We start from the raw sequence: 4,478 nt of genomic DNA, 5'->3' as shown, positions 1-4,478 counted from the left end.
TCCCGAGGAATCTACCCGCGGCCGGCAGGAGGCCGGACCGATGCACGGAGCCAGCGTCCGGGCGGGGTGAGTAGATTCCTCGGGCGCCGCCCAACTGAGGTGTGAAATTCGGATCGGTGCTGCGGCGCCGCTCGGAATGACCTGGTTCGCGAGAGGACCGGATTGCACACTGATTCTTGGAATCCGCTCCAGGGCGGCGGGTGAGGGCCCCCGCCGCCGCGCCGGAGCCCGGTTCCGCACCCCGCACTTCGCACTTCGCGCTGCCGTTCCGTAAAGGCCTGTCCACGCACGACTTGAATCGTTCCGGGTCCCGCAGGTGGCTCGCTTCTTGCCCCCTCCACACGCCGGCGCGGAAACGGTTCTCCCGTTCCGCGCGCTCACCGGACCCGATTCTCCCGATCCTCCCCCTCACCCGGGGAGGGGAGGAAATTCCTGACGTGGACAGCAAGGGCACCATCCTGGTGGTCGACGACAACCGGGACAACGTGGAGATCCTGCGCGCCTTCCTGGAGTCGCGCGGGTACGTGGTGGCCGAGGCCCCCGACGGCAAGACCGCGCTGGCCCGCATGGAGCAGGTGCGCCCCGAGCTGGTGCTGCTGGACGTGATGATGCCGGGGATGGACGGCTGGCAGGTGTGCCGCACCATCAAGGGGCACCCCGAGTTCGGCGCCGCCACCCGCGTGGTGATGGTCACCGCCAAGGGCGCCTTCGAGGACAAGTTCGAGGGGCTGCGCTCCGGCGCCGACGACTACGTGGTCAAGCCGGTGGACTTCAAGGACCTGCTGGAGAAGGTGGAGCGCAACCTGGCGGCCAGGGGCGGCCGGGCGTGAGGATCGTCGGCTACGTGGGCGACGAGGCGCTCGGGCAGGCGCTCGCCGACGCGGCGGCCCGCCTGGGGGCCGAGCTCACCACCATCAACGCCGGCGAGCGGCACCGCGCCCCGAACGCCGAGCAGCTCCTCCCGGTGCTGCGCACCCACCCCGACGTCCTCCTCTTCGAGTTCCGCGCCGAGCTGCTCGACACCGTGCGCGCCGAGACGCGCACCCGCGGCATCTGCCTGCTGGCCGCTTGCCGCGGCGAGGACGAGGCGCGCCTGGCCGTGCGCGCGGGGGTGGAGGACTGGCTGCTGCTGCCGGCGAGCGCCGACGAGGTGCACGCCCGGATCTGGGCGGTGAGCGCGCGCCCGAACCGCACCGCCGTCCCCCAGCTCACCAGCGAGATCGCCGACCACCTGCGCTACGAGGAGCTCCTCTACGACCGCTACACCGGCTTCCCCACGCTGCCGGTGATGCTGGAGCGCGGCCGCGAGATCCTGGAGGGGCGCGGGCGGATGACGCTGCTGTACATCGAGTTCGTCCGCTACTCGAAGCTGGAGGAGATCTACGGCTGGGAGAAGCTGGACGAGGTGCTGCAGACCACCGCCAACGCCGTGCGCGAGTTCTACGACCGCCGCCGGGGCGACCAGGAGAGCCTGCTCATGGTCAGCCACACCGGCGACGACGACTTCATCTTCTTCACCGACTTCCCCGAGCCCGTGGACCAGGCCGAGCGCCGCATCAACGAGATGGCGCAGGAGCTGGAGGCCCACGTGCACGGCCGCATCGAGACCGAGCACGGCGAGGATATCGCGGGGCTCTTCGAGATCTACGTGGGCAGCGCCACCCTCTTCCGCAACCCCAAGCTGCGCCCCGAGCGCATCATCTACCGCGGCATCCGCGAGGCGGCGGCCGCAGCGCGCGGGGTGGAGAGCCGCGAGCGCAGCCGCAAGGTGGCGGACCTCAAGGAGACGCTGCGCGACGAGGCCGTCTACATCGTCTACCACCCGATCGTGGTGACGGCGACGAAGGAGGTCTACGGCTACGAGGCGCTGGCCCGCGGCGCCAAGCGCGCGCTGCGCTCGCCCGAGGTGCTCTTCGGGGTGGCCGAGGAGGCCAACCTGATCTGGGAGCTGTCGCGGCTGTGCCGCAAGAAGGCGATCGAGGGGATCGACACCTACCTGGAGCCGGGGCAGCTCCTCTTCCTCAACATCGACCCGCACGACTTCCGCGACCCCAGCTTCCGCTACCTGGACGTGGACGACCTGGGGGTGGAGGACCCCAGCCGCATCGTGCTGGAGATCACGGAGCGGACGGCGATCACCGACTACCCCAAGTTCCAGGGCTACCTGAAGGAGTTCCGCGACCGCGGCTTCCGCTTCGCGGTGGACGACGCGGGGAGCGGCTACGCGGGGCTGGGGAGCATCGCCAACCTGGAGCCCGACTTCATCAAGCTCGACATCTCGCTGATCTCGGGGATCGACGCCAACTTCATGAAGCAGAACCTGGTGGAGACCATGGTGCAGTTCGCCACCGACCACGGCATCAAGGTGATCGCCGAGGGCGTGGAGCGCGAGGAGGAGTACCAGACGGTCAAGCAGCTCGGCGTGCACCTCACCCAGGGCTTCTACTTCCACGACGCCGTCACCAACCTCCCGCCGCGCGAGGTGGCGAAGGCGAGGTAGTGCGTGAGTGCGTGAGTGCGTGAGTGCGAAAGTACGAAAGTACGCCTCTCCGATCCCCCTTCCCGCTGTCATCCCGAGGGCGCGGTAGCGACCCGAGGGATCTACTCGACGAATCTGGTGGATGGCGGGCCGTGCAGGTCTCGACGCCGCCTTCCGATCCCCCGCGGTTCCTCCAGCCGGTCCGTTCGCCGTGGCCTATCTCATGCACTGACAATCACTTCCAAGCGGTTGACCCACTGCGGAGGGGAATGCGATGAAGAAGAGGCTGATGCGGAAGATGCTGCTGCCGGCGGTGGGGAGCGGCTCCGCCTGGCTGGCCACGCTCGCGGCCGAGAAGGTGATGGAGAAGGGGATGCGGAAGCTCCGCGGCCGCAGGCTGCCCCTGCTCGCGGGCAAGCGCTCGCTGGCCTGGACCGCGGCGTCGGCGGCGCTCAGCAGCGTGGCCGCCTTGGCCGCCGAGCACGGCGCCGAGCGGGCCGTCCGCCGGGCGACGAGGCGGCGCCGGAAGTAGCGCTGCGGCGCAGACTCCGCGGTCTTCCGGGCCGGGCTCCCGCGACAGGGGGCCCGGTCCGGCTCGCGTCCGGCGCCTGCCGATCCGCCCGAGCCCGAAATCTTTTCGCGTGACCCGGCGCTCCGATCCGTCGTCCGGGTGTGCCCCGGCGGCGGAAATCGAGCGCCGGCGCGCTGGATGCCGTCTGGCACGCCGCTCGCGAAGTGGACGCACCGCACCCGGAGGCACGCGAAAGAGGCCCATGGACGATCAGACCGGTATTTCGGCCCCGCCCGGGGCCGCGGAGCCGGGCGCGCCGGCGGTTCCCGCGGCGGCGCCCTCGCCCGTTACGGAGCTGGCGCGGCTGCTGGAGTCGCGGCGCGGGGAGCGGCACGTGGTGGCCATCCAGGACTTCCCCGACCCCGACGCCATCTCGTCGGGGATGGCGTACCGCGAGATCGCCCGCGTGTTCGGCATCGACGCCGACATCGTGTACGACGGGCACGTCAGCCACCCCGAGAACCTGGCGCTGGTGAACCTGCTGGAGATCCGGCTGATCCGCTACGAGCCGGACCTCGACCTGGAGCAGTACGCGGCGGCCGTCTACGTCGACAACCAGGGGACCACCACGCACCTGACCGAGCGGCTCAAGGCGGCCGGCGTCCCCACGCTGGCGGTGATCGACCACCACGACCCGCAGGACGTGCTGGACCCGATCTTCAGCGACGTGCGGCCGGTGGGCGCGGCGGCCACCCTCTTCACCGAGTACCTGCAGAGCGGCCTCGTCCTGAAGCTGGACCCGGGCAACGAGCACCACGTGCGGCTGGCCACCGCGCTCATGCACGGCCTGCACAGCGAGACCGACGGCTTCGTGCGGGCGCGCCCCGGGGAGTACCAGGCGGCGGCGTACCTCAGCCGCTTCATGGACCCCGACCTGCTGGAGCGCGTGCTGTGCGTGCAGAAGTCGCACGGCACGCTGCGGGTGATCGAGGAGGCGCTGCACAGCCGCGTGGTGGCGAGCGGCTTCTCGGTGGCCGGCGTGGGCTACCTGCGCTGGGCCGACCGCGACGCCATCCCCCAGGCCGCCGACTTCCTGCTGACCGAGGAGAACGTCCACACCAGCGTGGTCTACGGCCTGCTGAGCGACGGCCAGGGCCGCGAGGTGGTCTCGGGGAGCCTGCGCACCCTGAAGACCACGCTCCGGGTGGACCGCTTCCTCAAGGACGCGCTGGGCGAGGACCGCAACGGGCGCCCCTACGGCGGCGGGCGCAGCCGGGCCGGCGGCTTCGAGATCGACCTGGGCTTCCTGAAGGGCGACGGCGACGACGCGGAGCAGCGCCAGATGAAGTGGGCGCTCTTCGACCGCCGCATCCGCCGCAAGCTCTTCCGGGCGGCCGGCGTCGAGAACCTGGACGAGGTCTGCGAGCCCGACGGGGACGACGACGAGGACTGAGCCGGGAAGCGGAAGAAAGGCGCCGCCGCCGGACG

The 4,478-nt window shown here is 70.8% G+C and carries 4 protein-coding genes; all 4 read left to right on the top strand.

Annotated elements, in window-relative coordinates; translation table 11 throughout:
- The first annotated feature begins 437 nt into the window (after positions 1-437).
- The 4 genes from VF746_00100 (at position 438) to VF746_00085 (ending at position 4,443) form a co-directional block, all read left to right on the top strand.
- Positions 438-830, top strand: a complete 393-nt coding sequence (locus tag VF746_00100) for a response regulator (GenBank protein ID HEX8690817.1) — start codon at positions 438-440, stop codon at positions 828-830.
- Positions 827-2,500, top strand: coding sequence for an EAL domain-containing protein (locus VF746_00095; GenBank protein ID HEX8690816.1), 1,674 nt, complete (start codon positions 827-829; stop codon positions 2,498-2,500). The genes VF746_00100 and VF746_00095 overlap by 4 nt, the downstream gene beginning before the upstream one ends.
- A gap of 253 nt (positions 2,501-2,753) precedes the next feature.
- Complete coding sequence (locus VF746_00090) at positions 2,754-3,011, top strand: hypothetical protein (GenBank protein HEX8690815.1); 258 nt, start codon at positions 2,754-2,756, stop codon at positions 3,009-3,011.
- 241 nt (positions 3,012-3,252) lie between these two features.
- Entirely contained in the window at positions 3,253-4,443 is a 1,191-nt protein-coding gene (locus tag VF746_00085; GenBank protein HEX8690814.1) for a bifunctional oligoribonuclease/PAP phosphatase NrnA, read from the top strand.
- Positions 4,444-4,478: the final 35 nt, after the last annotated feature.

Origin of the sequence: Longimicrobium sp. (genome assembly GCA_036389795.1) — a bacterium.
Classification (GTDB): Bacteria; Gemmatimonadota; Gemmatimonadetes; order Longimicrobiales; family Longimicrobiaceae; genus Longimicrobium.
This window is presented reverse-complemented; position numbering and strand designations above follow the sequence as displayed.